Genomic DNA, 26,463 nt, shown 5'->3' on the forward strand with positions numbered 1-26,463 from the left:
GTGGCGCGTCCGTCGCAGAATGGAGGCGTGGCGGGTTCGGCGGAGCAGGCGCGGCACTGGCGGTACGCGGCGCTGCCCGATGTCGATCTGCTGCGTGCCCGCTACGTCAGCCGGACTTTCGCGCGCCACACCCACGAGCACTTCGTGATCGCGGCGATCGCCGAGGGCGTCGACGTCTTCCACCACAGCGGGGCCGACCGGCACGCAGGGCCGGGCTCCCTGGCCCTGGTCAACCCCGACACCCCGCACACGGGCCGGGCCGGCGACCCCGGGGGCTGGCGCTACGGAGCGGTCTACCCGGCACCGGACGTGGTCGCCGCCATCGCGGCCGAGACGACGGCCCTTCGCGGTACGCCCGGCTTCATCCGTCCTGTCCTCGACGACCCGTACGCCGTGGCGCTCGTGCACCACGTGCTGCGCGCGGCGGAGGAGGGCAACGCGCTCGCCGCCGACACGCTGCTCCGGGTGGCGGTGACCCGGCTGCTGCGGCTCAACGGCGGGCCTCTGCCGCAGCGCACCGTGCGCACGGCGGGCGCCAGGACCGCGGCACGCGCGCGTACCGTCCTGCAGGAGAGCCTCACGGATCCACCGAGCCTGGAGCGGCTCGCCACCGAACTCGGCACGAGCCCCTTCGCGCTGCTGCGTGCCTTCCGGGACGCGTACGGGATGCCGCCGCACGCCTGGCTCACCGACGCGCGCGTGCGCCTGGCCCGCCACCTGCTCGGCGCGGGCACCTCACCCGCCGCCGCGGCCGCCGCGGTGGGCTTCACCGACCAGCCGCACCTCAACCGGCACTTCACGCGCATCGTCGGGGTGCCACCGGGGGCGTACCAACGCGAGCGCAAGAACGTACAAGACCCGGCAGCGGACCTGCTCGTACCGTCCGACGCGTGGCAGAACAGAGGCCCCACACGGGCATAGACCAAGAAGAGCCCTCCCGGGCGGAGGAAGAGTCCTCGCAGGCGGAGACAGAGGCCTCCCCGGTGGAGGAAGAGGCCGCTACGGAGAAGCCCGATACCGCTGTCGTCCGGGACGCGCTCGGTGTCGGCGTCGCCGTCGGACTCTCCGGCTTCGCCTTCGGAGTGACCTCCGCGGGCAGCGGTCTCACCCTGCTCCAGACCTGTGCGCTCAGCCTGCTGGTGTTCACCGGAGCCTCGCAGTTCGCCCTGGTCGGCGCGCTCGCGGGCGGCGGGAACCCGTTCACGGCTGCCGCGGGCGCCTTCTTCCTGGGGGTGCGCAACGCGTTCTACGGGCTCCGCCTCTCCCAGCTGCTCGTCCTGCCGCGCGCGGTACGGCCGTTCGCCGCGCACTGGGTCATCGACGAGACCACCGCCGTCTCGCTCGCCCAGCCCACGCGGCACAGCGCCCGGATCGGCTTCACGGTCACCGGGCTCAGCCTGTACGCCCTGTGGAACGTCACCACCCTGCTCGGAGCCCTGGGCGCAGAGGCGATCGGCGACACCGACGCGTGGGGGCTCGACGCGGCGGGACCCGCGGTCTTCCTGGCGCTGCTCGCACCGATGCTGCGGACTACGACGGAACGCGCCGTCGCCGGCATCGCCGTCCTCCTCGGGCTCGGTCTGCTGCCGGTGCTGCCGGCGGGAGTGCCCGTGCTCGTGGCGGCGCTCGCGGTGCCGATCGTCCTCTACGTAGAAGGCCGACGGGCCCACCACGACGACGCGCGGAGGGAGGACCGTTGAACATATGGATCGCCATCGGAGCGACCGTCGTCGGCTGCTATCTCGTCAAGCTCGCAGGGCTGCTGGTGCCGGCGGGGGCACTGGAACGCCCACGCGTCCGACGGATGGCTGCCCTGCTCCCCGTGGCTCTCCTCGCCGCGCTCACGGCCCAACAGACCTTCGCCGACGGGAGGGTGCTCATTCTTGACGCGAGGGCGGGAGGGCTCGCCGCGGCGGCCGTGGCGCTGCTGCTGCGCGCGCCGTTCCTCGTCGTCATCGCCGCGGCCGTCGCTGTCACGGCGGGGCTACGGGCGCTGACGGGGTGAGGAGGCGAGCCCTGGTGCCCTCTCTCAGGCGATGTCCCGTCCGTACGCCCGGAGCGTGCGCAGCGCCTGGATGGTGACGACGGGCCGCGCCTCCATGGCCGTGCCGGGAGCCCACTGCCGCCAGCGCACCGGCCAGCCGCCGTCCGCCTCCTGGTCCCGCGCCAGGAAGTCGAGGGAGCGTTCCATCTCCGCGTCGGTGAACCACGAGCGCGCGAGCGACTCCGGGACCTTCGCGAAGTCGTGCGGGAAGTGATGTTCCCCCGGTGCGTAGCCGGACCGCACCGGATACGCGTCGAGGTTCTCCGGATCAAGCGCCGCCAGCCGCTGCTCGCGCACGAGGCGACCCAGACGGTCGGCGGCGGCACGCGCGCGTGAGCGGTCGGGTGCACCGTCCAGGAAGGCGACGGCGGCCTGGATCTCGTAGGGATGCGACTTCTCCAGAGATTCGACCGCCGTCCAGCAGAAGTCCGTGGCCCGGAAGAGCCAGGCGTGCCACACCTCGTTGCGGTGCAGCAGACCCACCACGGGGCCGGTGGCGAGCAACTCGCTGGGCGGGTCGTCCACGATCGGCATGAACGGTGCCGAGGGGTAGCCGCGCTGGCTGGGATGGATCGCGGGAAGGGCGCCCTCGGGCGTCGACACCGACGTCAGATAGCGGCACACGCGCTCCACCCGCTGCCCGCCGCAGCGGCGGATCGAGTCCAGGACGTTCAGCGCGTGCCCGGTGTGCAGCGGCTGGCTCACAGGGCCGCGCAGATCGGGCTCGAGCGCGTAGCCGTACCCGCCGTCCGCCGTGGCGTACGAGGTCAGGGCGGTCTCCACCGCGTCCGCGGCCGCGTCGCCGCCCGCGCCGTCGAGGAAGTGGTACGCGAACCGTCGCTGCTCCAGGACGCGCGCGGTGAGCCAGACGAAGCGCTCGGCGCGGGCGAGCGGGGAGAGCGCCGCGTCGGGTGAGGGCACTGCGGGGGATGCTCCGGTTTCGGCCATGCACCGACCGTAGGACGGAAAGCGTTCTCGACGAGGCCCCTGCGCCCGGCTGCACCCTCGGGGGCGTGATACTTGAGTCATGCGGTTGACGGTCTTCTGGCAGCGGATGGCGGCCCACTTCGGTGCGGGGTACGCCGACTCCTTCGCGCGCGATCACGTGATGGCGGAATTGGGCGGCCGTACGGTCCATGAGGCGCTGGAAGCGGGCTGGGAGGCCAAGGACGTCTGGCGTGCGGTGTGCACGGCGATGGACGTACCCGCCGAAAAGCGCTGACCAGGCCGGTTCGGCGGCGCCGGAGGGGATCCACGCACGCGTGGGCCGTCCCAAGCCCGTCCCAAGATGTGGGGGTGGCGTCCGATCGACGCCGACGTGGGCGAGACTTGCCCCGTGGCACCGACAGACGAGACCGCGCAGGTCACCCAGGACACCGCTCCGCCCGGCACGACGCCGCCCGCACAGCCCCCCACGGGGGCCGAGGCAGGGCACGGCGCCCGCATGCCGCGCTGGCTGCCGCGCGCCATGGTTCTCGCCCTCGCGCTCGTCGCGTGCTTCCAGCTGGGCAGTTGGGCGTTCCATCAGCTGACCGGCCTGTTGATCAACGTGTTGATCGCGTTCTTCCTGGCGCTTGCGGTCGAGCCGGCGGTGAGCTGGATGGCCGCGCGCGGGGTGCGCAGGGGCTTCGCCACGTTCCTGGTCTTCCTGGGCGTCGTGATCGCCAGCGCGGGCTTCGTCGCATTGATGGGATCGATGCTCGCGGGCCAGATCGTGGACATGGTCGAGGACTTCCCCGACTACCTGGACAAGGTCATCAGCTGGATCAACCAGACCTTCCACACGGACCTCTCCCGCGTCGAGGTCCAGGACAGCCTGGTCCACTCGGACTGGCTGCAGAAGTACGTACAGAACAGTGCCAGCGGTGTCCTGGACGTCTCCGCGCAGGTGCTGGGCGGTCTCTTCCAGCTCCTGACGATCCTGCTGTTCTCGTTCTACTTCGCGGCCGACGGACCGAGGCTGCGGCGCGCGCTGTGCTCGGTGCTGCCGCCCGCCAAGCAGGCCGAGGTGCTGCGGGCCTGGGAGATCGCGGTCGACAAGACCGGCGGGTACCTCTACTCGCGCGGCCTGATGGCGCTGATCTCCGGGATCGCGCACTACATCCTGCTCCAGGTGCTCGGAGTCCCCTACGCGCCCGTGCTCGCCGTGTGGGTGGGCCTCGTCTCCCAGTTCATCCCCACCATCGGCACGTATCTGGCGGGCGCCCTGCCGATGCTGATCGCCTTCACGGTCGATCCCTGGTACTCGCTCTGGGTGCTGATCTTCGTGGTCGTCTACCAGCAGTTCGAGAACTACGTGCTGCAGCCCAAGCTCACCGCCAAGAGCGTGGACATCCACCCCGCGGTCGCGTTCGGTTCGGTCATCGCGGGCACGGCGCTCCTCGGCGCGGTCGGGGCGCTCATCGCCATCCCCGCCGTCGCGACGCTGCAGGCGTTCCTCGGGGCGTACGTGAAGCGGTACGACGTCACGGACGACCCCCGGGTGCACGGGCACCGGCGCCAGGTCGGAGCACCCCTCCTCGCCCGGATGCGGCGAGCGCTGCGGGGGCCGAACGGGCCGGAGGCCCCGGCGGAACCCGGCGGCTCCTCGCCGAAGCCGGGCAAGCGCCGGTAGGAGAGAACGGACGCCGGGGGAGGAGCGGGCAGAAGCCGGGGAGGCGCCGGCAGGCACCTGCCGACCCCGGCGTGCCACGCTTGACACTAAATTCGAACATCCATTCTCATGGGTGGTCCGGCGGCGATTCTGCGGGGCGGGCGGGGGCATCCTCGGGACGCTCCAGGGGATTTCGGTAGGCGATGGCCTCGAGTTATCCACAGGCTGGACGGGCGTCGGGGCGGATTGTCAGTGGCAGGCGTTAGCGTCTTTGACGTGAAGCGATCGACTCAAGCAAATCGGGTGGAACCCATGGCAGGAACCGACCGCGAGAAGGCGCTCGACGCCGCGCTCGCACAGATTGAACGGCAATTCGGCAAGGGCGCAGTGATGCGCATGGGCGAGCGGCCGAACGAGCCCATCGAGGTCATCCCCACCGGGTCGACCGCGCTCGACGTCGCGCTCGGCGTCGGCGGCATCCCCCGCGGCCGTGTGGTGGAGGTGTACGGCCCGGAGTCCTCCGGTAAGACGACCCTCACCCTCCACGCCGTGGCCAACGCCCAGCGGGCGGGCGGCGCGGTGGCCTTCGTGGACGCGGAGCACGCCCTCGACCCCGAGTACGCGAAGAAGCTCGGCGTCGACATCGACAACCTCATCCTGTCGCAGCCGGACAACGGCGAGCAGGCCCTCGAGATCGTCGACATGCTGGTCCGCTCCGGCGCCCTCGACCTGATCGTCATCGACTCCGTGGCCGCCCTGGTGCCGCGCGCGGAGATCGAGGGCGAGATGGGCGACTCGCACGTGGGTCTGCAGGCCCGCCTGATGAGCCAGGCCCTGCGAAAGATCACCAGCGCGCTCAACCAGTCCAAGACCACCGCGATCTTCATCAACCAGCTGCGCGAGAAGATCGGCGTGATGTTCGGTTCCCCGGAGACCACGACCGGTGGCCGTGCGCTGAAGTTCTACGCGTCGGTGCGCATGGACATCCGCCGCATCGAGACCCTGAAGGACGGCACGGACGCGGTGGGCAACCGCACCCGAGTCAAGGTCGTCAAGAACAAGGTCGCGCCGCCCTTCAAGCAGGCCGAGTTCGACATCCTCTACGGCCAGGGCATCAGCCGTGAGGGCGGTCTGATCGACATGGGCGTCGAGCACGGCTTCGTCCGCAAGGCGGGCGCCTGGTACACGTACGAGGGCGACCAGCTCGGCCAGGGCAAGGAGAACGCCCGCAACTTCCTGAAGGACAACCCCGACCTCGCCAACGAGATCGAGAGGAAGATCAAGGAGAAGCTGGGCGTCGGCGTGAAGCCCGAGGCCCCGACCGAGGAGCCGAGCGCGGGCGCGGCGGACGTGGCCCCGGCTGCCGACGACGCCAAGACGGTGCCCGCTCCGGCGGCCAAGGCCGCCAAGTCCAAGGCCACGGCGGCCAAGAGCTAGTCCGTGACGCGACGAACCGACTGGGCGGACCACACCGCCCCCGAAAGCCGCACCGGCGCTGCCGGGCGGGGCCACGGGGGCGGTGTGGATCAGGATGGCGCGGGCCGGTACGCCGACCGGGGTGACGGTGACGGCTTCCAGGACGGAGAAGGCTTCCAGAAGGGTGGCGACTTTCCGGACGGTGGCGGCTACCGGGACGGAGAAGGTTTCCGCGACGGCGGCGGGCGGAGCCGCGGGCAACGGCGTCGCCGCGGCCGATTCGGGGACTCCGACAGCCCCGACGGCCACCAGGACAGCGGTTCCCCTTCCTCGTCGAGGGCCGAGAAGGGGGAACCGCCCACAGATCCGGCCGAGCGGGCGCGGGCGATCTGCCTGCGCCTCCTCACCGGCACCGCCCGCACGCGCAAGCAGCTCGCCGACGCGCTGCGCAAGCGGGAGATCCCCGACGACGTGGCGGAAGAGGTCCTCTCCCGCTTCGAAGAGGTCGGTCTGATCAACGACAGCGCCTTCGCGGACGCGTGGGTGGAGTCCCGGCACCACGGCCGGGGTCTGGCCCGCCGCGCGCTGGCGCGGGAGCTGCGCACCAAAGGCGTGGAGTCCACGCTGATCGACGAGGCCGTGGGGCAGCTCGACGCGGAGCAGGAAGAGGCGACCGCGCGCGAGCTCGTCGCGCGCAAGCTCCGCTCCACGCGGGGCCTCGACCGCGACAAGCGCCTGCGCCGCCTCGCGGGCATGCTCGCCCGCAAGGGATACGCGGAGGGCATGGCGCTCCGCGTGGTCCGGCAGGCGCTGGAGGAAGAGGGCGAAGACACCGACGACCTGGGGTACGAGGGGTTCTGAGCGGGCCGCTCCCACGGGGGTGGGGCGGCAGCCGGAACGATCCGCGTACCCCGGCTCGCGCTCCGCAGGGTGGGGGTAACCCCCCTGCGGAGACGCCGGGTTGCCGCAGTGCACAGGGACTTGTGCACAGGCGACTGTGTACGCATGGCAGAGGAACCCGGCAGGACCGGCGCGGAACGGCCCGCGATCCGGGTCGACGGCTCGCAAGAGCTGAGTGCGGCCGAGGGCCCGCAAGAGCTGAGTGATCTGCGCGTTCTGAAGGCGCTCGCGCAGCCGCGGCGGCAGCAGATGCTGCAGCACCTCACCGTGCACGGTCCGGCCACCTCCGCGACGCTCGCCAGAGCCCTCGGACTCAACACCGGTGCGACCAGCTACCACCTGCGCGAACTCGCGCGCTACGGCTTCGCCGAGGAGACATGCGGCTCCGGGCACGGACGTGAGCGTTGGTGGCGCGCCGTCCCGGGCGACCGGCGCTTTCCGCCGCGGAGCCGGCAGAGCCCCGAGATGCGGCTCGTCATGGATGAGCTCAACCGCCTCTCGTACGCGGCCGACCTGGAGCTCTTCGCGCAACTGCTGCGGGAGCGCAGCCAGGGACGGGAGCGGCCGGACGATTCCGGCACCGGCACCGGCACCGGCACCGGCACCGGCACCGGCACTGGCACCAGCACCGAGCCCAGCCCCGATGAGTGGGCCGACGCATTGCCCCATTCACGAGGCACGATCCGGCTGACCCTGCCCGAACTCCGCGAGTTCTTCGAGGAGTACATCGCGCTGCTCAACCGCTACAAGCGGTCCGATGCCGACACCCCGGACGGCGCCCGCACCGTCCTCACCCGCTTCCTGGCCTTCCCCACACCCGCAGCCCCCTCTTACAACAACAGAAAAGAGTCCGAGCCCTCATGATGCTGCGCTACGCACTGCAGACCGTCAGGGACCGCAAGGGCGGATTCGTCGGCGCCTTCCTCGCGCTGATGTGCGCCGCGGCCCTCATCACGGCATGCGGCACCCTCCTGGAAACCGGCCTGCGCGGCACGATCAGGACGGAGCGCTACGCCGCGGCCCCGGTGATCGTCTCCGCGGACCAGAACGTGCACCAGACCACGGTCAAGCACAAGAAGGGCAAGACCAAGGTCAAGCACAAGGCGAAACCGATCGCCGAACGCGCATGGCTGCGTGCCGGCGACATCGAGAGCAGGATCAGAGCCGTCCCGGGTGTACGTGCTGTCGTACCCGAACTCACCTTCATCGCCCAGCCGTTGACCCCGGGAGGCGGAAGGGGAGCGGGACCCGCCGACGGCCCCGACACACCCACGTACGGGCACGCCTGGGAGTCCGCCGCCCTCACCCCCTTCCGCCTCGTCGACGGCAAGGCCCCACGGACCTCGCACGATCTCGTCATCGACCGCGGCCTCGCCGATCGCGCAGGGCTGCGGCCCGGCGACCGCCTCACCGTCCAGTCGACGCAGAGCCCGCGCGACTACCGCGTCACCGGAGTGGCCGCGCCCGAGAGCGGCGCGCTGACCCACCAGACCTCGCTCTTCTTCTCCGCCGAGGAGGCCGAACGGCTCGCGGCGCATCCCGGGAAGGTCACCGCCTTCGGCGTCGTACCGGCCGAGGGCACCTCCGTCGCTGATCTCACGAAGGCGGTGGAGCAGGCTGTCGAAGGGACGACGGCGCAGGTCAGTGCTGGGGACGACCGAGGGCCCGTGGAGTTCCTGGACGCGGCGGGAGCGCGCGTCAAGCTCGTCAGCATGGGCGGGGCCATGGGCGGTACTTCCCTCCTCGTCGCCGTCCTCGTGGTGGTCGGCACCTTCGCTCTCTCCATCCAGCAGCGCCACCGTGAACTCGCCCTGCTGCGTGCGGTCGCCGCGACCCCGAAGCAGATCCGCAGGCTTCTCGGGCGAGAGGCAGTGATCGTCGGCACGGTGGCGGGTGCCGTCGGTGCGCTCGCCGGGATCCCGCTCGGAGGCTGGTTGCACGAGCGGTTCGTGGCCATGGGGGCCGTACCCGCCACCCTTGAGCGCACTGTCAGTGTCTTCCCGCCCCTCGTCGCCGTCGGGGCCACCCTGCTGGGAGCCTGGGCCGCCGCTCGCGTCGCCGGGCGCGGGATCGTGAGCATTCGCCCGGCGCAGGCCCTCACGGAGGCGCGGGTCGAGCGGCGGCGGCCCGCCCGGAGCCGGATCGTCGCCGGGCTGGTACTGCTCACCGGCGGCATCGTCCTGGTCGCCGTGCTGAGTGTGCTGCGCACCGAGGCGGCGTCGACCCCCGTGACGTTCCTGACGGTGGTGGTCTTCGCCGGCGCCATCGCACTCCTCGGCCCGTTCGTCGTCCGAGCGGCGGCCGCACTCCTCCGGGGCCCGCTCCGGCTGACCGGCCCCGGCGGCAAGCTCGCCCACGCCAATCTGCGCGGCAACGCGGCCCGCATGGCCGCCGTCGTCACGCCGCTCGCCCTCCTCACCGGCATGGCCTGCACCGTCCTCTTCGTCCAGCCGACCCTCGACGACGCCGCCCGTGCCCAGGCCCGCGACGGCATCCGCGCGAACTGGGTGCTGGCCGCGCAGGGCCCTGGCGTTCCGGCGGAGGCCGCGCGGAAGCTGCGTACGGCCGACGGTGTGGACGCCGCCACCGAAATCGTCCGCACGACGGTGCGTGTGGGGCTCGACAAGTACCCCGCCCAGGGCGTCACCCCTGAGAACCTCGCCCGGACCTGGGACCCGGACGTCACCGCCGGATCGATCCAGGACTTCGGCGCGGAAAGCGTCGCCGTCAGTGAACTGGCCGCCGACCGGCTCGGGCTGAAGCCGGGCAGCACGCTGAAGGCCACCCTGGGAGACGGTACGAAGGCCGAACTCACCGTGCGCGCCATCTACGCACGCGGGCTCGGCTTCGGGGATCTGACCATGGCGCACGATCTGATCGCCCGCCACGTGGACAACCCGCTCGCCGCCACGGTCCTCGTCACGAGCGACCGTACACAGGAACAACTCGCGGCAGTCGTCGACAAGTTCCCCGGCATGCGTGTGCTCACCCCGGCAGCCGCGGACAGCCTCCAGGCACAGAGCCGAAGGACCAACGCCGAGGTGAACCTGCTGGCGATGGGGCTCGTCCTCGCCTTCACCGCCATCGCCGTCGTCAACACGCTGGCGATGTCCGTCTCCGAACGCATCCGTGAGTTCGCGATGCTGCGTCTGGCCGGAGCGACGCGCCGCCAGGTGCTGCGGATGCTCCGGACCGAGGCCCTGGCGGTCCTGTTCATCGGCACCGCGCTCGGCAGCGGGGTGGCGCTTGCCGTCCTGACGGCGTTCAGCGTCGGCATGACCGGAAGTGCGACGCCGACGGTCGTCCCTCTGGTGTACGTCTCCGTGCTCACCGTCGCCGGACTGCTCGCCCTGACCGCGACCGCCCTGCCGGGCCGCGCCGCCCTGAGGCCGCTCCCCGTCACGGTGGCGACAGCCAAGGAGTAGGCGGCACGGTCAGGGAGTGGGCGGCACGGTCAGGGGTGGGCGGCGCGGTCAGGGAGTGGGGCGAGGCCGGCTTTCACGCCTCGGCGGTCACCACAGGCAGCCCCGCCGCCCGCCACGCCTGAAAGCCTCCCGTGAGGTCGGTGGCGTGGCGGAGGCCCAACTGCTGCAAGGAGACGGCCGCGAGGCTGGACGCGTACCCCTCGTTGCAGACCACGACGACGCGCAGGTCGTGGCCCGTGGCCTCCGGAGCACGATGGCTGCCCCGGGGGTCGAGCCGCCACTCCAGCTCGTTGCGTTCGACGACGAGCGCGCCGGGGATCAGCCCGTCCCGCTCCCGCAGCGCCGCATAGCGGATGTCGACCAGCAGGCCGCCGGCTCCGGCGGTTTCGCACGCCTCCTCCGGAGAGAGCCGGTCGAGACCGAGCCGTACGCGTTCCAGCAACTCGTCGATGCCCACCGGTCGGTCCTCGCCCCCGGGCCGGCCCTCGCCCACCGCCTGTTCGTAGCTCACTGCCAGTCCTCAGGGCGCTCGACGGACTCCAGGCGGAGCACGTCACCGGTACGGCTGTAGCGGCGGATCCGCGGCAGCGGCGGGTAGTACGCGTGCACGGAGACGGCGTGCTCGGTCGTCGACTCGTTCAGGACCTCGTGCACGTGGTTCCGGCCGAAGGCGCGGCCCTCACCGGACGTCAACTCCCGTTCGCGGTCCACGTCGTCGGAGAGCTCCAGGGTCTTCCACCCGTCGGTGGGCAGGCGCGCGGCCAGGGAGTTCTCCTTGAGGGTGCCCGCCGCGGTGAGGAAGGCGCCGACCGACTCCGCGTGGTCGTGCCAGCCGGTGCCCGTGCCGGGCGGCCAGCCGATCAGCCAGGCCTCACTGCCACCGGGCCCCTCCAGGCGTACCCAAGTACGGCCTTCGGGGTCGAGCGGCAGGGCGGCGATGAGTTCGGAGTCGGCCGCGGTGCGGCGGACGAAGGCGAGGAGGTCGGCGGCGGTGGGCGCCGAGGAGCGCCCCGAAGGGGGCGCGGTGGAGGAAGGGGCAACAGACACGGATACCGTCCTGGAGGTTCGCGGAAAGCGCGCACGACACAGCCCGGAGCGGGGCTCGGTGCGCGAGGGAAGATGCGAATTCAGCAGGACGGGTGACACACGCAGCCTGCGTAGCGGACTAGGTCCATGTGGACCCTCCGCCACAGGCGCACATCGGTGTCGGTCACGATCCGGAGTAGACCATGGGGGTGCGGACCGGTCAACCCCGGCTCAGCATGCGAACGGGGACCGTCCACGCACGCCGTTCGGGCCGCACGCCGCCGGGCCGGCGCCCGCCCCCCGGCACGCCCTCGCCCCGCAGACCGGCACTCGCCGACGCTTCCCTCACCCCGAACGCCGTGCCGCCCCCGCGGCCCCCGCCGAGCTCTCCTCCTCGCCCGTGCCGGTGCGGTCGGGCCGCTCCGCGCCGTCCCCGCGCCCCGTCGGAGCAGGGCCGCCCAGCGCCGCCTCTGCCGCCGCGTACAGCTCGGCCGGGCGTACCCCCGACAGCGCGGTGACCAGGTGGCCGTCGGGTCGTACGAGCAGGATCGAGTGGGCCGCGGCCCCGGGGTAGCTCTCCGCGACGAGCAGCTCGGCGGCGTGCGGCAGGGCCGTGACCGCGGCGGCGAGCCGAGGCATGATCCCGGCGGTCACCCAGTGCCGCCGCTCCCACACCACGGTGCCCGGCGCGACGAGGACGACGATCAGGTGCCCGAGCCCGAGGCGGTCGCGCAGCTGGACGAAGGACCCGTCCGGCGCTGTCACCCGCACATCGGCGACCGGCGCGCCGGGCTCCGTTCCGACCGCGGTGACGGACTCGGAGGGAGCGGGCGCGAGCGGCGAATCGGCGTACGACGAGGGCGCGCCGAGGGGGCCGCGCCCGACGTGACCGTCCGTGAGGAGAGTGTCGTGCCCGCGGGCCGCCCCGGGTACGTACGAGCGCAGGTTCTTGCTGCCGCGCAGCGCGGGCAGCGACTGATCGGCGGCGCGCAGCCGCGCGGCCACCCCCGCCCGGCGCTCGACCTGGTAGCTGTCGAGCAGCGCTTCGCGCGCGCCGTGGTGCCAGGCGAGTCCCAGCTTCCACGCGAGGTTGTCGGCGTCCCGCAGCCCTTCGTCGAGCCCCTGCGTGCCGAGCGCGCCGAGCAGGTGCGCGGCGTCCCCGGCGAGGAAGGCACGGCCGACCCGCCACCGGCGGGCGAGCCGGTGGTGGACGGTGTGCACGCCCGTGTCGAGCAGTTCGTACGGCGGTGTGGAACCCCCGCACCAGCCCGCGAGGGTCTCCCGGATGCGGACGACGAGGGCGTCGGGCGTCACCAGGTCGCCGCGCGGCGGAAGCAGCCAGTCGAGCCGCCACACTCCGCCGGCCAGCGGCCGCCCCACCACCTCGGCGCCCCCGTGGCGCCACGGAGGCATCCGATGCAACAACGCCTGACCGGGCCACGGAAGTTCCGTGCGCAGCGCGGCCACGGCGTGTCGCTCGACGGCCGTACGTCCGGGGAAGCGGACGTCGAGGAGTTTGCGCACGGTGGAGCGCGAGCCGTCGCAGCCCACGAGATAACTGCCGCGCCACCAGGTTCCCTTGGGCCCGCGGGTGTGTGCGGTCACACCGCCGGCGTCCTGTTCCAGGGAGTCGACTTTGCTGTCCACCGCGATCTTGACCAGCCGCTCGTCGGCGATGGCTTCGCGCAGCGCGGCGGTCAGCTCGTGCTGCGGCAGGTGCAGCGGAGCCGGGGTCGTCTCGTCGAAGTCGAGCTCCCGCATCAGTTGCTTGCGCCGCACCGAGCGCCAGCCGGTCCACCGCGCGCCTGTTTCCGTGTCGCCGAACGAGTGACCCGCGAGCCGCTCGGCGAACGCCGCGGTGTCGTCGCGGAGGACGGCGGTCCGCGCCGGTCGCTGTTCGTCCTTGCCGGGTCCTTCGTCGAGGACGACGGTGGGCACCGAGTGGCGGGCGAGGGCGAGCGCGAGCGCGAGTCCGACCGGGCCCGCGCCGACAACGATCACCGGGTCCACGGCGCACATCCTCCGGCCCGGCGGGCTCCGAGGGTCCGGGCTGCCCGGATGCTCTGGACGTACGTACAGGAACTGGCAGTTGGAGCCCGGTGCACGATCACAGAACGTATGCAACCTATTGCCGGTGCTTGCGTCAAGCGACGGCGGCCCCGACGGGACCTTCGGCGGCGCCGCTCCGTCCGATCGTCACATCGCAGGTCGGAGAACCGGTCCGGAATGGTAAGAGGCGGCGTCCCAGGGACGCCGCCTCTTACCTCGACTCGTTTCTGAAACCCACTCAGTCCGTCTTGCCGGGCGGCTCGTCGGCCTTGGCGGTCGCCCGTTCGGCATCGACCGCCGGACCCTTGGGGGCGGACGGGTCGAGCACCCCCGGAGCCTCGGCGGGCTCGGCGGCCGCGGCGACGGCGATGCCCGTCTTGGTGCGGCGCCCGCGCTTCTCGACCCAGGTGGCGAGGCCGGAGAGCGCCATGCACATCGCCACGTAGATCGTGCCGACGACCATGATCACCGGAACGTAGATGTACTGGCCGTTGACGAGGGTCGTGTTGGCCAGCTGCCGGGCCGCGTACAGGAGCTCCGCGTAGGTGATGATGTAGCCGAGCGACGTGTCCTTGAGCGTGACCACCAGCTGGCTGATGATCGTCGGCAGCATGGACCTGACGGCCTGCGGCAGCAGCAGCATCGTCATCACCTGGGACTTGCGCAGTCCCAGTGCGTACGCCGCCTCCACCTGACCGCGCGGCACGGCGTTGAAACCGGCCCGCAGCACCTCTGCCTGTACGGCGCCGTTGTAGACGGCCAGACCGATGACCAGGGCCCAGAAGCCGTTGTTCTCCCCGACGATGCCCAGGTCACTCTTGTAGGTGAGGAAGAGCACCCAGAGGGCGTAGATCGTGATCAGCAGCGGGATGGCACGGAACAACTCGATGAACGCCGTGGCCAGCCAGCGGACCGCGCGGTGATCCGACGCCCGGGCGACCGCGAGCAGCGCGCCGAGCACCAGGGAGAGCGCGCCGGCGAGCACGAAGACCTTCAGCGTGGTGAAGATGCCGTCACGGATCGTGATCCGCACGTTGGCGTAGTTGAAGGTGTTCCAGACCTCGGATGCGAAGTGGCCACGGTCGGCGAGCCGCATGATCACGAAGGTGATGAGGCCGAGGATCGCGACCGTGCCGATGACCGAGTAGATGCGGTTGCGCATCCGGGCCTTGGGGCCCGGAGCGTCGTACAGGACGCTGGAGCTCATCGTGCGACCTCCAGGCTCCGCTCGAGCAGCCGGAACAGGCCGCTGATGGTGAATGTGATCACGAGGTAGCCGAGCGCCACCCAGAGGAAGAGCCAGCCGATGGCGAAGCCCTGGTCGCTGAGGACCTTCTGCCATCCGAACAGTTCCGTCACGCTGAATGCGCCCGCGATGGCCGAGTTCTTGGTCAGCGCGATGAAGATGCTGCTCAGCGGCGGCAGGACGGTGCGCACGGCCTGGGGCAGGACGATCGTTCCGAGCGTCTGGAAGAACGTCATGCCGAGAGAGCGGGCGGCCTCGGCCTGCCCGATCGGCACGGTGTTGATACCGGACCGTACGGCCTCGCAGACGAACGACGAGGTGTAGACGCTGAGCACGATCAGCGCCTTGGTCCACGGGTCGAAGCCGAAGTCGAAGACCTGCGGCACGGCGAACCAGATGGTGAGGAAGAGCAGCGTGAGCGGCGTGTTCCGGAACAGGGTGACCCAGGCGGTGCCGAAGAACCGCAGCGGCGGCACCGGGGAGACCCGGAAACCGGCGAGCACGACGCCAAGGAACAGCGCGAGCACGCTGCTGGCCACGGTCAGCCAGACCGTGCCTATGAATCCCTCGCGGAATTCCGCAAAGTGGTCGAGCAGTACATTCACGGGGATGTCCTCGTGGGCGGCAGTGGTCGGGCAGGGTGAGCCGGCCCCCGTACGCACCGGGATGCGTACGGGGACCCGGTCAACTCACTGCCGGGGAGTGGGACGGACGGTTCGGCGCGATCAGTAGCGCTCGAGGGCCGGCGGCTCGGTGTACTCGGACTTCGACAGGCCGAGCGTCGCGTCGTACGCCTTCTTGTAGTCGCCGTTCTTCTGGTGCGCCTCGACGGCGTCCGCCACGGCGTCGCGCAGGGCCTTGTCGTCCTTGCTCATGCCGATGCCGTACGGCTCCTTGGTGAAGGGCTTGCCGACGACCTTCAGCGCGTCCGGCTGCTGCGCCGCGTACCCCTTGAGGATGGCGTCGTCAGTGGTGACGGCGTCGACCTCCTTGTTGATGAGCTGCTGTACGCACTCGGAGTACTTGGCCAGCTCGACGGTCTTCGCGCCGTACTTCGACTTCTTGATCTCCTGGAGCGGGGTGGAGCCGACGATCGAGCAGACCTTCTTGCCCTTCACGGAGTCCGGACCGGTGATGTCCTTCTCATCCGAGCGGACGAGAAGATCGGCGCCCGCCATGAAGTACGGACCGGCGAAGCCGACCTGCTTCTTGCGCTCGTCGTTGATCGTGTACGTGCCTACGTAGAGGTCGACGTCGCCCTTGGAGATGGTGGTCTCGCGGACGCCGGAGTCGATCGTCTTGAACTCGATCTGGTCGGGCTTGAAGCCGAGGTCGGCGGCGACCATCTTGGCGATCTCGATGTCGAAACCGGAGCGCTTGCCTGCACTGTCCTTGAAGCCCAGGTACGGCTGGTCGTCCTTGGCACCGATGACGATCTTGCCGGACTTCTGGGCCTTCTTCAGGACCGAGGAGTCGACCTTCACGCCGGACTTCACGTCGTACGTGGGCAGCTTGGGCGCGTTCTTGCCGCCGGTCGGGTCCTTCGGCTTGTCGCCGGCCGTGCCCTCCTCGCCGCCGCAGGCCGTGGCGGTCAGGGCGAGAGCGGCGACGACGGCCGCCGCAGCAGCGGACTTGCGGAGCTTCATGGTGAACATCCTCTGTTTCGACTGGTGTGGAGACGGCGTGGGAGCCTCAGTGCTTAAGGATCTTCGACAGGAAGTCCTTGGCCCGGTCGCTGCGCGGGTTGTTGAAGAACTGGTCCGGCACGGCCTCTTCGACGATCCGGCCGTCCGCCATGAAGACGACACGGTTGGCCGCGGAGCGTGCGAAGCCCATCTCGTGGGTGACGACGACCATCGTCATCCCGTCCCGGGCGAGCTGCTGCATGACCTCGAGGACCTCGTTGATCATCTCCGGGTCGAGCGCCGACGTGGGCTCGTCGAAGAGCATCACCTTGGGGTCCATCGCCAACGCGCGCGCGATGGCGACGCGTTGCTGCTGGCCGCCGGAGAGCTGCGCGGGGTACTTGTCGGCCTGGGAGGCGACGCCCACACGGTCGAGCAGACCGCGCGCCTTCGCCTCCGCCTCCGCCTTGCCGATCTTGCGCACCTTGGTCTGGCCCAGCGTCACGTTCTCGAGCACGGTCTTGTGCGCGAAAAGGTTGAAGGACTGGAAGACCATGCCCACGTCCGCACGGAGCTTCGCGAGCTCCTTGCCCTCCTGGGGCAGCGGCTTGCCGTCGATCGAGATGCTTCCCGAATCGATCGTCTCCAGGCGGTTGACGGCGCGGCACAGGGTCGACTTGCCGGACCCGGAGGGGCCGATCACGACGACGACCTCACCGCGGGCGATGGTCAGGTCGATGTCCTGGAGCACGTGCAGAGCGCCGAAGTGCTTGTTGACGTTCTTCAGCACGACCAGGTCGTCCGCCCCGGGCGGTATCGCGTCCTTGGTCACCGATACTTCGGTCACGGCTTGTTGCTCCATCCTCCTCGGTTGGGAGGACAGTAATAACCCAGTGCGACCAGCGTCATTACATCTGAGGGGAAATTGAGCATAACGATCCGGCCGCAACCGGACACACCGTGTGAAGAGGGTCCACGGAGCGCGTACCGGGTGGGTAACGGAACGTGCTCGTGACCTGAACCCTCTTGACGTGGTCCTTATGCATCGGCGTGGATGCCTTGATGGCTCGCGCCCCGGCGACCCGCCCTGGTGCCTCGCGCGGGCACCGGCCATGATGACCTGCCGCGACGGAACGACCGATGAACCGAAGGGGGCCCCTATGAGACTGCTTCTCGTCGAGGACGACGACCATGTGGCGGCCGCCCTGTCCGCGGTCCTGGCCCGGCACGGCTTCGACGTCAAGCACGCCCGCAACGGAGAGGAGGCTCTGCAGGCCCTGCTGCCCGCGGAAACGCCCCCCTTCGGAGTGGTGCTTCTCGACCTGGGTCTGCCCGACCAGGACGGCTACGAGGTGTGCGGAAAGATCCGCAAGCGCGGCTCGACACCCGTGATCATGGTGACGGCCCGCTCGGACGTACGCTCCCGGATCCACGGCCTCAACCTCGGAGCCGATGACTACGTAGTGAAGCCCTACGACACAGGGGAGCTCATCGCCCGCATCCACGCCGTCATCCGCCGACCCACCCCCGGGAGTACGCCGGCATCGGAGGACAGCGAACTGCGGCTCGGGTCCGTTCACATCGAGCTGCCCACGCGACAGGTCACCGTCGACGGTTCGGTTGTCCAACTGACCCGCAAGGAGTTCGACTTGCTCGCTCTCCTCGCGCAGCGCCCCGGAGTGGTCTTCCGTCGGGAGCAGATCATCAGCGAAGTGTGGCGCACCAGTTGGGAAGGGACCGGGCGCACGCTGGAGGTGCACGTGGCCTCCCTGCGTTCCAAGCTGAACATGCCGGCCCTGATCGAGACCGTACGCGGCGTCGGCTACCGCCTCGTCGCCCCGGCCGCGTAGCCAGGAGCAAGGACCGGTGCGTTCCCGCCTCCTCCCGCTGCTGATCGTCCTCATGGCGGGTGTACTGCTCGCGCTCGGCTTTCCGCTCGCCGTCAGCGTTGCCGCGGCCCAGCAGCAGAAGGTGGTCGTCGACCGGATCGACGACACGGCCCGCTTCGCCTCGCTCGCGCAGTTCGTCACCAAACGCCCCACAGGCCCACTGGGATGGGGCGGCACGGACGAACGCCGCGAAACACTGCAGAACGAACTGGACGACTACTACGACGTCTATGGCATCCGCGCGGGTGTCTTCTACCGCGACGACGGTGCCATGGCCCAGTCCCCGAACGACTGGTTCCTGCCCCGCCAGGGAGCCCTGCGCAGCGCCTTCGAGGAGGCGCTGCGCTCCCGCGGCAGCCACGACCCGGAGCAGGTCTGGCCGTGGCAGCGGGGGCGGCTTGCCGTCGCCTCCCCGGTGATCAAGGACGGCGACGTCATCGCAGTCGTCGTCACGGACTCGCCGACCGGACGCATGCGCTCCAAGACGCTGCACGGCTGGCTGCTCATCGCCGCGGGCGAGTCGGCGGCGATGCTCCTGGCCGTCGGAGCGGCCCTGCGGCTCACCGGCTGGGTGCTGCGCCCGGTACGGATCCTGGACGCGACCACGCACGACATAGCGACAGGACGCCTCAAGTCCCGGGTCGCGGCAGCGGGCGGACCACCGGAACTACGCCGCCTCGCCCGTTCGTTCAACGAGATGGCCGACAACGTCCAGGACGTCCTGGAGCAGCAGCGCGCCTTCGTCGCCGACGCCTCCCACCAACTGCGCAACCCCCTCTCGGCGCTTCTGCTCCGCATCGAGCTCCTCGCCCTCGAACTGCCGGAGGACAACGAAGAGGTCGCCTCGGTCCGCACCGAGGGCAAGCGGCTGGCCCAGGTCCTCGACGATCTGCTCGACCTCGCGCTCGCGGAACACGCCGCGGCGGACCTGAGCGTCGTCGACATCGGAGAGCTCACCGCCGAGCGTGTCGCTTCCTGGCGGCCGCTCGCCGACGAGCGGGGCGTGCGGCTGACGGGCGACTGCCCGGCCACCACCGGCTGGGCCGACCCGATCGCCCTCTCCAGCGCACTGGACGCGGTGATCGACAACGCCCTGAAGTTCACGCCCGAGGGAGGGGCCGTGCAGGTGGTGGTCGCGTCCAGCAACGGAACGACGACCGTCGTGGTCGCCGATGGCGGGCCCGGCCTGACCGAGGAGGAGCTCTCCCGGGTCGGAGACCGTTTCTGGCGCAGCAACCGCCATCAGAACGTGCAGGGCTCGGGGCTCGGCCTGTCCATCTCGCGGACGCTGCTCGCGGCGGGCGGCGGCTCCATCGCGTACGCACGTCACGAACCGCACGGCCTGCGGGTGACGGTCAGCGTCCCGCGCAGCGAGCCCCTGGGGGCGGCCTGAAGGGCGGCTCGGCGCCTCACGCGACGGGTCAGGGCTTGACCGAGCGGTAGTAGCGGCGAGCCCCGTCGTGCAGCGGGAGCGGGTCCGTGAACAGCGCGGTGCGCAGATCCACCACCTGCGCCGCGTGTACCTCATTCCCGATGCGGTCGCGGCTGTCGATGACGGTGCGGGTCAGCTGCTCGGTGAGCTCGGGGTCGGTGCGGTCCGTGGTCACCAGAAGGTTCGCCACGGCCAGCGTCGGCACGGCGGAACCCTGTTGGGCCTCGGGATACGCGTCCGCCGGCATCGTCGCGGCCCGGTAGTAGCGCGAGCCGCCGCCCTGCTTGTGCAGGGCCTCTACGAGGTATCCCAGCTTCACGAGCTTGATGTCCATCTCCTTGGAGAGGGCACGCACGGAGTTGGTCGGGAGCCCGCCGGACCAGAAGAACGCGTCGATGGAGCCGCTCTTCAGGAGGCCGGGCATGGTGTCTATCCCGGCGGCCACCGGCTTGATGTCGGATTCCGGTTCGAGGCCTGCGGCATCCAGCACCCGGTCGGCTATCAGCCGCACCCCGGAGTGGTCCTGGCCCACCGCCACGCGCTTGTCGCGCAGATCGGCGACATTCTTGATCTTCGAGGACCGGGGCACGATGAGCTGTACGTAGTCGTCGTATAGGCGCGTACAGCCCCGCAGCCGGTACCAGCCCGGTGCGGCGTCCAGACGGTACGTCTCCACCGCGTCCGCGGCCGCGATGGTGAAGTCGGACTTCCCGGTGGCCACGCGCGCGACGTTCTGCTGCGATCCCTCGCTGTTGAGGAGCTTGACGTCGACGTCCGGCATGTCCTTGGAGATCGCCGCCTCCAGGAGCTTGCCGTACCGCTCGTACACGCCCTCCCGTACGCCCGTGCTGAACGCGATCCGCCCGCTCGGAGACTCCTCACCCACCGGCAGCAGCCACCACATCAGCAGGCCGAACACCACGAGGGACGCGGCGGAACCCTGCAGGGCGCGGCGCCTGCTGATCCGGGGGAGTGCCTTGAGCATGCGCGCGATCCTGCCAGCCCACTCACCGTGATGACCAGGGGAGAGGTCACACCGGCCGTCGCGGAGCCCGGTCGTCGGATGCCGCGGTCGCAATCCGCGGGCACGCGCGCGTGGCGACCCCGTACCCTGGGGGGCGAGATGAGCGCGAAGACTTACGAGGTGCGCACCTACGGGTGCCAGATGAACGTCCATGACTCCGAGCGGCTTTCCGGGCTGCTGGAGGACGCCGGCTACGAACGTGCGCCCGAAGGAGCCGACGGCGACGCCGACGTCGTCGTCTTCAACACGTGCGCCGTGCGCGAGAACGCCGACAACCGTCTGTACGGCAATCTCGGCCGCCTGGCGCCGATGAAGACCAAGCGTCCCGGGATGCAGATCGCCGTCGGCGGCTGTCTGGCCCAGAAGGACCGCGACACCATCGTCAAGCGGGCGCCCTGGGTCGACGTCGTCTTCGGCACGCACAACATCGGCAAGCTGCCGGTCCTCCTGGAGCGCGCCCGCGTCCAGGAGGAGGCGCAGGTCGAGATCGCCGAGTCGCTCGAAGCCTTCCCGTCGACGCTGCCGACCCGCCGCGAGAGCGCGTACGCGGCCTGGGTCTCCATCTCCGTCGGCTGCAACAACACCTGCACCTTCTGCATCGTGCCCGCGCTGCGCGGCAAGGAGAAGGACCGCAGGACCGGCGACATCCTCGCGGAGATCGAGGCGCTCGTCGGCGAGGGCGTCTCCGAGATCACGCTTCTCGGACAGAACGTGAACGCGTACGGCTCGGACATCGGCGACCGCGAGGCCTTCAGCAAGCTCCTGCGGGCCTGCGGCAAGATCGAAGGTCTGGAGCGGGTCCGCTTCACCTCCCCGCACCCGCGCGACTTCACCGACGACGTGATCGCCGCCATGGCCGAGACGCCGAACGTGATGCCGCAGCTCCACATGCCGCTGCAGTCCGGATCGGACCCGATCCTCAAGGCGATGCGCCGCTCCTACCGGCAGGATCGTTTCCTGGGCATCATCGAGAAGGTCCGCGCGGCCATGCCGGACGCGGCCATCTCGACCGACATCATCGTGGGCTTCCCCGGCGAGACCGAGGAGGACTTCGAGCAGACGATGCACGTGGTCCGCGAGGCCCGCTTCGCGAACGCCTTCACCTTCCAGTACTCCAAGCGCCCCGGGACCCCGGCGGCCACCATGGAGGGGCAGATCCCCAAGGAGGTCGTCCAGTCGCGGTATGAGCGTCTGGTGGCCGTCCAGGAGGAGATCTCCTGGGAGGAGAACAAGAAGCAGGTCGGCCGCACCCTGGACCTCATGGTCGCCGAGGGCGAGGGCCGCAAGGACGGCGCCACCCACCGCCTCTCCGGCCGCGCACCCGACAACCGCCTGGTCCACTTCACCAAGCCGGACACCGAGGTACGCCCCGGTGACGTCGTGACCGTCGAGATCACCTACGCCGCGCCGCACCACCTGCTCGCCGAGGGCGCCGTCCTGAACGTGCGTGCCACGCGCGCGGGCGACGCCTGGGAGAAGCGGAACACCGAGGCGGCCGCGAGGCCCGCGGGCGTGATGCTGGGCCTGCCGAAGATCGGCGCTCCGGCACCGCTGCCGGTGGCGACGGGCAGCGGCTGCGGCTGCGACTGACGGAGTCAGGTCCTACCGGGGCGCGTTACGCTGCGGATCATGCTTGTCGCCGCAGCCGTCTGCCCCTGTCCGCCGCTGCTCGTTCCCGAGGTCGCCGCGGGTGCCGCCCCTGAACTCGACGCCGCGCGTGCGGCGTGTTCGGACGCCATCGGGGTGCTCGCCGCCGCACGGCCCGACCTCCTCGTCGTGATCGGGCCCGCCGAGCAGAGCGGGCGCGGACCGCATCCGCAGGGCGCGCGCGGCTCGTTCCGGGGCTTCGGAGTCGACGTGGACGTCCGTCTCGGCCCGGTGCCGACCGGAGCGGAAGCGGAAGCCGCTCCCGGGGCCGCGCAGCGTGAGCTCCCGCCGTCGCTCGCTGTCGCGGGCCGGCTGCTCGAGCGCGCGCAGTGGTCGAGCGCGCCGGTGGAAGGCCTCGGTGTGGGGGAACCACTCGAGGCCGAGCGGTGTGTCCAGGTCGGAGGGGACATCGCGGCCCGGGCCGCCCGGGTGGCACTGCTGGTGATGGGCGACGCCAGCGCGTGCCGCACGCTGAAGGCGCCGGGGTACCTCGACGAGCGGGCGGCCGGCTTCGACGCGGAGGTCGGGCGCGCCCTCGGAGAGGCCGACGTCGAGGCGCTGAAGGCACTGGACGCCGGCCTCGCGTACGAACTGAAGGCGGCGGGCCGTGCACCCTGGCAGGTGCTCGCCGGGGCGGCGGACGGCGCGGCGCTGAGCGGCGAACTGCTCTACGAGGCCGCGCCGTACGGCGTGGGGTACGTGGTGGCTGCTTGGTCCTAGCCGGGCTTCCGGGGCGGTTCGGCGCGCGCGGACACACGATGGCGGCCGCGAAGCGAGATGCTTCGCGGCCGTCCGCCGCTGCGGTTCAGGAAGCCGGAGGGGGCGGGGGAGGCGACTGAGGAGTCGAAGGGCCGGCGCTGCCGCCCGCGTCCTTGTCCCCGTCGGCCCCGGCGATGCGGTCGAGGGCGTCCTTCGCCTTCCCCGTGCCCGCCTGGATCTTGTCGCTGTACTTGCCCTTGGTCTTCTCGTCGACCACCTTCGCAGCCTTGTCCAGGCCCTGGTCGATCTTGCCCCCGTGCTGTTGCGCCAGGTCCGAGACCTTGCCCTTCGCAGGGGCGAGTTTGGCTTTCAGTTGGTCCAGGAAGCCCATGGGTCCACCTTCCCTCACTGGGGAGCTACTTGCGGGCGCCCTCGTCGGCCTCGTTGTCGGCCGCCTCCTCAGCGGACTGCTGCTTCGGAATGTCCACACCCTCCGCATCAGTTGCCTCAGAGGCTTCCGCGGACTTGTCCTCGGCAGCGCTGTCGGTGTCGGTATCGGCACTGGCCTCGGCGGCGGGTTTCGCGTCGCTGTCGGCCTCGGAGGCGGCCTCTTCGGCTGCCTCGGGTTCGGCTGTCGGCGTGGCTGCTGCCGCGTCAGTGGTCGACGCCTCTTCGCTTTCCTTGGACTTCCGGCGGAAACGTGCAAAAACGCCCATATCTACTCCATACGTTACTCGTGTGGGCGAAATCCCGCCCCACCCGGTGCGTCCCATTGCGTCGCCCGGGTCATCGGTCCTCGAAACCGGCGGCCGGAACCTCGCAACAGGCAACGACCCCAGAGCCGTGCCGTCACGTAGCTCGTTCGGGGACGGGGGCCGATGTTTGCGAGACTGGGGCGGTGAGTAGCACTGCCCCCGCCCCGCGGGTCATCGCCGTCGTCGGTCCGACCGCGGCAGGAAAGTCCGATCTGGGCGTTTTCCTCGCCCAGCGTCTCGGCGGCGAAATCGTCAACGCCGACTCGATGCAGCTCTACCGAGGGATGGACATCGGTACCGCCAAGCTGACGCCCGAGGAGCGCGGTGGCGTGCCCCACCATCTCCTCGACATCTGGGACGTCACGGAGGCCGCCAGCGTCGCCGAGTACCAGAAGCTGGCCCGCGCCGAGATCGACCGTCTCCTCGCGGAGGGACGCTGGCCGATCCTCGTCGGCGGTTCAGGCCTCTACGTCAGGGGGGCCGTGGACCACCTGGAATTCCCCGGCACCGACCCCGACGTACGGGCCCGCCTGGAGGAGGAGCTCACGCTGCGCGGCTCCGGAGCCCTGCACGCCCGTCTCGCCGCCGCCGACCCCGAGGCGGGCCGGGCCATCCTGCCCAGCAACGGCCGTCGGATCGTCCGCGCCCTCGAGGTCATCGAGATCACCGGCAAGCCCTTCACCGCCAACCTCCCCGGCCACGAATCCGTGTACGACACGATCCAGATCGGCGTCGACGTGGCACGCCCCGAACTCGACGAACGCATCGCCACGCGCGTGGACCGCATGTGGGATCGCGGCCTGGTCGACGAGGTGCGCGCGCTGGAGGCTCGGGGGCTGCGCGAGGGGCGCACAGCGGCACGCGCGCTCGGCTACCAGCAGGTGCTCGCGGCGCTCGCGGGAGAGTGCACCGAGGACGAGGCGCGGGCCGAAACCGTGCGCGCCACCAAGCGCTTCGCGCGCCGTCAGGACTCCTGGTTCCGCCGTGATCCGCGGGTGCACTGGCTCAGCGGGGCAGTGGCCGACCACGCGGAACTCCCGGCACGCGCGCTGACGTTGGTCGAACGACCGGTCACAGCCTGATCACGTGATGGCATCGGGACGCTCCGGCGGTCATCCCGGCACCTGTCACCGTGCCATCATCGACCATCGATCGACCGGTGGAGTCCGAAGTGGGAGGGCGCGTGGCGATGGAGGCCGGCCCTCGTGACACCGCACATGACGGTGGAGACCAGCTCAGTCCCGACGGTCCCGACGAGACGTCAGGTGGCGTGACGTCGGGTGGCGTGGTGGACGACGGTCCCGACGCGGACGAGATGTCGGCGGCGGCCGAGGTCGAGGTCGAGCTGCGACCCCAGCCGCGTCTGCGCATCTGGCAGCTCGCGCCCATCGTGATCCTGGCCGCTGTCGGCTCCCTGATGTTCGCCTTCCCGCTCGCCTTCGAGTTCGGCGACGGCGGCGCGGTGGTCGCCATGCTCGGTCTGCTGATCAGCTGCTGCGCGGCCGGGTGGGGCATGATGGCCGCCCGCCGCGTCGGCCACACCTGGCCGGGACTGCCCGAGCGAGGCTCCGGGAGCCGCCCGGACTGGCGCGTCGTCTCCGGGTACGCCGTGCTGTTCCTGAGCGCCGTGGTCCTCGCTGTGTGGCGGGTGGCCAGGCTCCGCTGAGCACACCGCGCGGACCGGGTGTCGTACCCACACCGTACGATCGAGGAATGAGCACGCGGATCGCCTTCCTCAAGGGGCACGGGACCGAGAACGACTTCGTGATCATCCCCGACCCCGACAACGCCATCGAGCTGTCCCCGTCGGCCGTGGCCGCCCTGTGCGACCGCCGCGCGGGCATCGGTGGCGACGGCCTCCTCCATGTCGTACGCTCCGCGGCCCACCCGGACGCCCGCCACCTGGCGGACCGCGCCGAGTGGTTCATGGACTACCGTAACGGCGACGGATCCATCGCGGAGATGTGCGGCAACGGAGTGCGTGTCTTCGCCCGGTACCTGCAGCGCGCGGGGCACGCCGCCGAAGGTGACCTGGCGGTGGCCACCCGCGGAGGCGTGAAGACCGTGCACATCGCCAAGGAGGAGTCCGGCGGCGACATCACCGTCGGCATGGGCAAGGCGGCCCTTCCCGAAGGGGACGTCACCGTCTCGGTCGGCGACCACCGATGGCCCGCGCGGAACGTGAGCATGGGCAACCCGCACGCGGTCGCCTTCGTCGACGACCTCTCCGAAGCGGGCAACCTCTACGAAGCACCCCCCTTCAGCCCGGCGTCCGCCTACCCGGACGGGGTCAACGTCGAATTCGTCGTCCCGCGGGGCCCGCAGCACGTCGCCATGCGCGTGCACGAGCGCGGCGCGGGCGAGACCCGCTCCTGCGGCACCGGCGCCTGCGCCGTGGCCGTGGCGGCGGCCCGTAAGGACGGCCTGGACCCGGCCGTGACCGGGACCCCGGCCACGTACACCGTCGATCTGCCCGGTGGGCGCCTGGTGATCACCGAGCGGCCCGACGGCGAGATCGAGATGACGGGCGCGGCCGTGATCGTCGCGGAGGGCGAGATCGCGTCCGAATGGTTCGAAACGGCAAGCGCATGAACTGTCGCTCGAATGGGTGATCCGTTTCACGCTCGGCGAGAGGCGGTCAGCGCCACGTGATGGGCTCGGTAGCATCAAGCACCGGCCCGGACGGAGTACGC

28 protein-coding genes are annotated in these 26,463 nt (G+C 70.8%); 16 read left to right on the forward strand and 12 right to left on the reverse strand.

The genetic code is table 11. The features are described 5' to 3' along the window. The first annotated feature begins 27 nt into the window (after window positions 1–27). The 3 genes from AC07DO_RS14900 (at window position 28) to AC07DO_RS14910 (ending at window position 2,005) form a co-directional block, all read left to right on the forward strand. Window positions 28–921, forward strand: a complete 894-nt coding sequence (locus AC07DO_RS14900) for an AraC family transcriptional regulator (RefSeq protein ID WP_479059777.1) — start codon at window positions 28–30, stop codon at window positions 919–921. A gap of 62 nt (window positions 922–983) precedes the next feature. Further along, on the forward strand, window positions 984–1,700 hold the full coding sequence (locus AC07DO_RS14905) for an AzlC family ABC transporter permease (protein ID WP_479060687.1): 717 nt from the start codon (window positions 984–986) through the stop codon (window positions 1,698–1,700). Next, window positions 1,697–2,005, forward strand: a complete 309-nt coding sequence (locus tag AC07DO_RS14910; protein ID WP_479059779.1) for an AzlD domain-containing protein — start codon at window positions 1,697–1,699, stop codon at window positions 2,003–2,005. The genes AC07DO_RS14905 and AC07DO_RS14910 overlap by 4 nt, the downstream gene beginning before the upstream one ends. A gap of 24 nt (window positions 2,006–2,029) precedes the next feature. Here the strand turns inward: AC07DO_RS14910 and AC07DO_RS14915 are convergent, their stop codons facing one another. Beyond that, entirely contained in the window at window positions 2,030–2,992 is a 963-nt protein-coding gene (locus AC07DO_RS14915) for a hypothetical protein (protein WP_479059781.1), read from the reverse strand. Between the two features lie 79 nt (window positions 2,993–3,071). Between AC07DO_RS14915 and AC07DO_RS14920 the strand changes: the two genes are divergently transcribed. The 6 genes from AC07DO_RS14920 to AC07DO_RS14945 all read left to right on the forward strand — a co-directional run bounded on the left by AC07DO_RS14920 (window position 3,072) and on the right by AC07DO_RS14945 (window position 10,378). Then, complete coding sequence (locus AC07DO_RS14920) at window positions 3,072–3,266, forward strand: DUF3046 domain-containing protein (RefSeq protein ID WP_055564104.1); 195 nt, start codon at window positions 3,072–3,074, stop codon at window positions 3,264–3,266. A gap of 114 nt (window positions 3,267–3,380) precedes the next feature. Further along, window positions 3,381–4,658, forward strand: coding sequence for an AI-2E family transporter (locus tag AC07DO_RS14925; protein WP_479059782.1), 1,278 nt, complete (start codon window positions 3,381–3,383; stop codon window positions 4,656–4,658). A gap of 291 nt (window positions 4,659–4,949) precedes the next feature. After that, window positions 4,950–6,074, forward strand: coding sequence for a recombinase RecA (gene recA, locus AC07DO_RS14930; protein ID WP_479059783.1), 1,125 nt, complete (start codon window positions 4,950–4,952; stop codon window positions 6,072–6,074). Window positions 6,075–6,077: 3 nt separating this feature from the next. After that, entirely contained in the window at window positions 6,078–6,914 is an 837-nt protein-coding gene (gene recX / locus AC07DO_RS14935) for a recombination regulator RecX (protein ID WP_479059784.1), read from the forward strand. Window positions 6,915–7,058: 144 nt separating this feature from the next. Then, window positions 7,059–7,817: an ArsR/SmtB family transcription factor gene (locus AC07DO_RS14940; protein WP_479059785.1), complete on the forward strand. Its 759-nt coding sequence runs from the start codon at window positions 7,059–7,061 to the stop codon at window positions 7,815–7,817. Further along, on the forward strand, window positions 7,814–10,378 hold the full coding sequence (locus AC07DO_RS14945; protein ID WP_479059787.1) for an FtsX-like permease family protein: 2,565 nt from the start codon (window positions 7,814–7,816) through the stop codon (window positions 10,376–10,378). Before AC07DO_RS14940 ends, AC07DO_RS14945 begins: the two co-directional genes overlap by 4 nt. Before the next feature lie 73 nt (window positions 10,379–10,451). On the opposite strand, the gene AC07DO_RS14950 is transcribed toward AC07DO_RS14945, so the two are convergent. The 8 genes from AC07DO_RS14950 to AC07DO_RS14985 all read right to left on the reverse strand — a co-directional run bounded on the left by AC07DO_RS14950 (window position 10,452) and on the right by AC07DO_RS14985 (window position 17,171). After that, complete coding sequence (locus tag AC07DO_RS14950) at window positions 10,452–10,889, reverse strand: rhodanese-like domain-containing protein (protein WP_479059789.1); 438 nt, start codon at window positions 10,887–10,889, stop codon at window positions 10,452–10,454. Continuing rightward, window positions 10,886–11,425 carry a cupin domain-containing protein gene (locus AC07DO_RS14955; RefSeq protein WP_479059791.1) on the reverse strand — a complete coding sequence of 180 codons (540 nt, stop codon included), beginning with the start codon at window positions 11,423–11,425 and terminating at the stop codon, window positions 10,886–10,888. The genes AC07DO_RS14950 and AC07DO_RS14955 overlap by 4 nt, the downstream gene beginning before the upstream one ends. An 80-nt stretch (window positions 11,426–11,505) precedes the next feature. After that, entirely contained in the window at window positions 11,506–11,661 is a 156-nt protein-coding gene (locus AC07DO_RS14960) for a putative leader peptide (protein ID WP_479059793.1), read from the reverse strand. An 88-nt stretch (window positions 11,662–11,749) separates the two neighbouring features. Then, a complete protein-coding gene (locus tag AC07DO_RS14965) occupies window positions 11,750–13,414 on the reverse strand; it encodes an FAD-dependent monooxygenase (RefSeq protein WP_479059795.1) in 1,665 nt (554 codons plus the stop codon). Between the two features lie 277 nt (window positions 13,415–13,691). Beyond that, complete coding sequence (locus AC07DO_RS14970) at window positions 13,692–14,660, reverse strand: amino acid ABC transporter permease (RefSeq protein WP_479059797.1); 969 nt, start codon at window positions 14,658–14,660, stop codon at window positions 13,692–13,694. Further along, the gene (locus AC07DO_RS14975; protein ID WP_479059799.1) at window positions 14,657–15,304 is read right to left on the reverse strand and encodes an amino acid ABC transporter permease; all 648 of its coding nucleotides are present in this window, start codon (window positions 15,302–15,304) and stop codon (window positions 14,657–14,659) included. Before AC07DO_RS14975 ends, AC07DO_RS14970 begins: the two co-directional genes overlap by 4 nt. Before the next feature lie 120 nt (window positions 15,305–15,424). After that, window positions 15,425–16,345, reverse strand: a complete 921-nt coding sequence (locus tag AC07DO_RS14980; protein WP_479059801.1) for a glutamate ABC transporter substrate-binding protein — start codon at window positions 16,343–16,345, stop codon at window positions 15,425–15,427. Between the two features lie 46 nt (window positions 16,346–16,391). Beyond that, on the reverse strand, window positions 16,392–17,171 hold the full coding sequence (locus AC07DO_RS14985) for an amino acid ABC transporter ATP-binding protein (RefSeq protein WP_321170618.1): 780 nt from the start codon (window positions 17,169–17,171) through the stop codon (window positions 16,392–16,394). Between the two features lie 313 nt (window positions 17,172–17,484). On the opposite strand from AC07DO_RS14985, the gene AC07DO_RS14990 reads away from it, so the two are divergent. Together AC07DO_RS14990 and AC07DO_RS14995 are read left to right on the forward strand one after the other, a co-directional pair. Continuing rightward, on the forward strand, window positions 17,485–18,174 hold the full coding sequence (locus tag AC07DO_RS14990; RefSeq protein WP_479059803.1) for a response regulator transcription factor: 690 nt from the start codon (window positions 17,485–17,487) through the stop codon (window positions 18,172–18,174). A 16-nt stretch (window positions 18,175–18,190) separates the two neighbouring features. After that, the gene (locus AC07DO_RS14995; protein WP_479059805.1) at window positions 18,191–19,606 is read left to right on the forward strand and encodes a sensor histidine kinase; all 1,416 of its coding nucleotides are present in this window, start codon (window positions 18,191–18,193) and stop codon (window positions 19,604–19,606) included. A 28-nt stretch (window positions 19,607–19,634) separates the two neighbouring features. On the opposite strand, the gene AC07DO_RS15000 is transcribed toward AC07DO_RS14995, so the two are convergent. Further along, window positions 19,635–20,630: a TAXI family TRAP transporter solute-binding subunit gene (locus tag AC07DO_RS15000; RefSeq protein WP_479059806.1), complete on the reverse strand. Its 996-nt coding sequence runs from the start codon at window positions 20,628–20,630 to the stop codon at window positions 19,635–19,637. 138 nt (window positions 20,631–20,768) lie between these two features. Here AC07DO_RS15000 and miaB point away from each other — a divergent pair, with 138 nt between their 5' ends. Beyond that, window positions 20,769–22,259: a tRNA (N6-isopentenyl adenosine(37)-C2)-methylthiotransferase MiaB gene (gene miaB, locus AC07DO_RS15005; RefSeq protein ID WP_479059807.1), complete on the forward strand. Its 1,491-nt coding sequence runs from the start codon at window positions 20,769–20,771 to the stop codon at window positions 22,257–22,259. A gap of 39 nt (window positions 22,260–22,298) precedes the next feature. Beyond that, entirely contained in the window at window positions 22,299–23,036 is a 738-nt protein-coding gene (locus AC07DO_RS15010) for a class III extradiol dioxygenase subunit B-like domain-containing protein (RefSeq protein WP_479059809.1), read from the forward strand. 85 nt (window positions 23,037–23,121) lie between these two features. Here the strand turns inward: AC07DO_RS15010 and AC07DO_RS15015 are convergent, their stop codons facing one another. Together AC07DO_RS15015 and AC07DO_RS15020 are read right to left on the reverse strand one after the other, a co-directional pair. Next, window positions 23,122–23,406, reverse strand: a complete 285-nt coding sequence (locus tag AC07DO_RS15015) for an antitoxin (RefSeq protein ID WP_479059810.1) — start codon at window positions 23,404–23,406, stop codon at window positions 23,122–23,124. Between the two features lie 25 nt (window positions 23,407–23,431). Next, window positions 23,432–23,731, reverse strand: a complete 300-nt coding sequence (locus AC07DO_RS15020) for a hypothetical protein (protein ID WP_479059812.1) — start codon at window positions 23,729–23,731, stop codon at window positions 23,432–23,434. Between the two features lie 182 nt (window positions 23,732–23,913). Between AC07DO_RS15020 and miaA the strand changes: the two genes are divergently transcribed. From miaA to dapF, 3 genes are all read left to right on the forward strand, one after another. Then, complete coding sequence (miaA, locus tag AC07DO_RS15025) at window positions 23,914–24,852, forward strand: tRNA (adenosine(37)-N6)-dimethylallyltransferase MiaA (RefSeq protein WP_479059814.1); 939 nt, start codon at window positions 23,914–23,916, stop codon at window positions 24,850–24,852. A gap of 107 nt (window positions 24,853–24,959) precedes the next feature. Continuing rightward, entirely contained in the window at window positions 24,960–25,436 is a 477-nt protein-coding gene (locus tag AC07DO_RS15030; protein WP_479060688.1) for a hypothetical protein, read from the forward strand. A gap of 47 nt (window positions 25,437–25,483) precedes the next feature. Beyond that, window positions 25,484–26,362: a diaminopimelate epimerase gene (gene dapF, locus AC07DO_RS15035; protein ID WP_479059816.1), complete on the forward strand. Its 879-nt coding sequence runs from the start codon at window positions 25,484–25,486 to the stop codon at window positions 26,360–26,362. The last annotated feature ends 101 nt before the right edge of the window (window positions 26,363–26,463 follow it).

Source organism: Streptomyces sp. NPDC045678 (assembly GCF_056432085.1).